The sequence below is a fragment of the Chamaesiphon sp. VAR_69_metabat_338 genome (assembly GCF_031423935.1).
In the GTDB taxonomy this organism is placed as follows: Bacteria; Cyanobacteriota; Cyanobacteriia; order Cyanobacteriales; family Chamaesiphonaceae; genus Chamaesiphon.
Window position 1 is genome coordinate 1 of the sequence record NZ_JANPGM010000114.1, and the last position, 3416, is coordinate 3416.

Sequence of the window (3416 nt, forward strand, 5' to 3'; positions counted from 1 at the left end):
GCCCAACCGCAATCATCCGCCTGGTCGGTATGACAATCGATCGGGGAAAATTAGGGTTTCTTTAGTCTGATATTTAATCCCGCTGGCTGTGGGGATTTTGGTTTCCTTGGTTTCGAGATGGAGGAACTTCGCCAGGATTTCGAGTAGGCTATCTTTTTGCAGTACTTCGAGCCACAGGTAACTAGTCAGATAATCGCCATTTTCGCCCAGAGGATTGCCTGCGCCGTGGCGTTGGCGTAGCCTCTCAGAATGAGAATCTCCCTTGTTGAAGGGTGTTTCCTCTCAAGCTTGGCAACTGCTACTAGATATGGATGTTTCGATCGACAATTAGAGCGAAAATTTTGCCAGTGCCTATTAATCGATCGGGTTGAATCGATCGAGCAGTTTGACCACAATCACGATCGGCAGACTGACGAGAACGCTGATGGCCGCGAGATCGAAACTGAGGGGCACTGTCTGAAACAACTGATTCATCACGCCCCACTGCACGAACAACCATTGCAACACGACGATCGCGGCTACCCCAATTGCGGGTGCAAACGCGATCGACCGCCGCCGATCTCGGAGTTTGGCAAATAGTGACGGCACAAACTGAGTGATACTCAACAGATAAAAGGCTTCGGCGGAGATCAAGGTATTCACCGCTATCGTCCGGGCGAGCGCGAGATTATTGGTCGTTTGCTGCGCCCATTCAAAGGAGCCAAAGACGGCGATAACGTTAAACAGCGAGATGATAATAATCCGTCGCAGCAACTTTGCCGTTAGTAACGGCTGATTGGGATTGCGCGGTGGCGACTTCATCACATCGGTAGACTTGGGTTCAAAGGCGAGGGGAATTGTCAGGGCGGTGGCACTGACCATATTAATCCACAGAATTTGTAACGGCAGGATCGGTAAAGCCGTACCTAGCAGAACGCCGACTAAAATTGTCAGAGCCTCGCCGCCATTGACTGGGAGGGCAAAAGCGATCGCGCGGAGCAGATTTTGATAAACCGTGCGTCCCTCTTCTACCGCCGCTTCGATCGAGGCAAAGTTATCGTCGGTCAGAATCATAGCGGCGGCTTCTTTGGAGACTTCGGTGCCGGTGATACCCATGGCAATCCCCAGATCGGCTTGCTTGAGTGCGGGGGCATCGTTAACTCCATCTCCAGTCATCGCTACGATCTCGCCTTTGGCTTGGAGGGCTTCGACGAGGCGCAATTTTTGTTCGGGAGCCACCCGCGCGAAGACGTTACCGTCACTAGCAGCAGTGGCAAACCCCCGTTCATCCATTTTGCTGAGTTCTTGTCCCGAATACGACTGAATTGCTTCGCCGCCACTCAATTTCATCATCCTGGCGATCGCGGTGGCGGTGAGGACGTGGTCGCCGGTAATCATCTTGACCTTAATTCCCGCTGCTTGGCAGGCGCGGACAGCCGCAATTGCTGCCGGTCGCGGCGGATCGAGCATTCCTTGCAGACCTAGAAATACTAGTCCTCGATCGAGATCGGCATGGGAAAGCGATTGCGTTGCATTCTGTCGCGATTGAGTGGCCAAGGCCAAGACGCGCAGCCCTTGGCGCGCCAGATCATCCGCTTTTTGAGCGATGAGATCGCGATCGAGATCGACTGGTTGTCCGCGCTCGTCGAGGGAGCGATCGCACCGCTGCAAGATGGCTTCGGTCGAACCTTTGACATAGATCGACTGCTGCCCAGCGGCTTGATGCACTGTCGCCATATATTGGAACTGCGACTCAAACGGAATGACACCCAGTCTGGGCAGTTGGGCTGCTAAATCTTGGCCATTAATTCCGGCTTTGTGGGCGACGACAATTAAGGCACCCTCGGTCGGATCGCCGACGATCGTGTAATGTCCGTTTTGCGCTTGGAGATGAGCGTCATTGCACAGTTGTCCTGCTTGAAGACAGGCACTTAGTGCGGGCAAATCGCGGGCCGCGATCGGTCGATCGTCGAGTAAAATTTCCCCCTGCGGATCGTAACCGACGCCGGTGACAGTATAAAGGTTGCGACCCGCATAGATCGCCTGCACCGTCATCTGATTTTCGGTGAGGGTGCCGGTTTTATCGGAACAAATTACCGTGGTACTGCCCAACGTTTCCACTGCTGCTAGCTTGCGGACGATCGCATTGCGCCTAGCCAAACGCGATACCCCAATTGCCAACGTAATCGTGACGATTGCGGGTAAGCCTTCGGGAATTGCGGCTACCGCAAAGGCAACGGTGGTAGTAAACACCTCCACCCAAGACTCATTCTGCGGGAGGGCAACTAAAAAATTGAGTACCGCCAGTCCCAACACGACGTAGAGCAGCTTTTTGCTAAATTTGGCCAGCTTGCGGACGATTGGGGTTTCCACATCTACGCTCTGTTCCATCAATTGAGAGATCCGCCCCATCTCGGTAGCATTAGCGATCGCCACAACCAGCCCTTGCCCCTGGCCGGAAGTCACCAGACTGCCCATATAGGCCATACTAGTGCGCTCGGCCAAAGCGGCGGCTGTCTCCTGGGGCTGAGTATCTTTCTGGATCGGCACTGATTCGCCCGTCAACCCCGACTCATCGACCGTGAGATTGCTGACTTCGATCAGTCGCAGATCGGCGGGAATTTTATCCCCTGCCGCCAGTTGGACTAGATCGCCTGGTACCAATCGATCGGCAGGCACGCGCTGGGTTTGTCCGTCCCTAACCAGGGTGGTTTCGGTAGTTACCGACTTGGCTAGAGCCGCGATCGCGCTTTCGGCTCTAGCTTCCTGCACGAAACCGATGATGGCATTGATCGTCGTCACGCCAAAGATCACCCCAGAATCGACCCATTCTTGCAGGAGTGCGGTGATGACGCCAGCCGCTAGCAAGATATACAGTAATGGTTGATTGAATTGGAGCACAAATCGCAACCACGCACTTTTCCCAGGCTTGGCAACTAGTTGATTTGCCCCAAATTGGGCATGTCGTCGGTCTGCCTCTGCTAGGGTTAAGCCCGCGTCTAGATTGCTATGGAGCAACCGAGCGGCTTCTTGTTTTGGGATCGTGTGCCATTGCTGTAGGCCTAAATTTTCTAATGTCATTGGTGTTAGGTACCAAAACTAAATCACTGAAAAATACCGATTGCTGCTGTTATTTATCGCTCTTTTTCTATGTTAACTAAAAAATTTATTTTGATTGAATATCTAAGAGGATGTTTGGAAGGTCTAATTTCTACGTTTTTAATGGGTGGTTCCCCCCTTTTGAAGGGCAGGGTTGATTCATCGAGCGAAGAAAAATCTGTAGGGGTGGGTTTATGCTATTAATTGTTGGTGTAACGATAACTATCGTACAAACCCACCCTCACCCACTATTAACGTGCAGATCGTATTTTCCCTTGGCTTGAAATCAATCTATCTTCAGGTTGCTAGTGGAGTTGGGCAGGTTTGTACGATAGTTA

At 52.4% G+C, this 3416-nt stretch carries 1 protein-coding gene; it reads right to left on the reverse strand.

Going from position 1 to position 3416, the window contains the following annotated elements; genetic code table 11:
- Positions 1–354: 354 nt before the first annotated feature.
- Positions 355–3060 carry an HAD-IC family P-type ATPase gene (locus tag RMO84_RS03345; RefSeq protein ID WP_310487030.1) on the reverse strand — a complete coding sequence of 902 codons (2706 nt, stop codon included), beginning with the start codon at positions 3058–3060 and terminating at the stop codon, positions 355–357.
- Between the last annotated feature and the right edge of the window lie 356 nt (positions 3061–3416).

What these genes read in the sequence shown, in the direction of transcription:
- RMO84_RS03345 (WP_310487030.1), bottom strand. Translation starts at nt 3,060, where the DNA reads ATGACATTAGAAAATTTAGGCCTACAGCAATGGCACACGATCCCAAAA.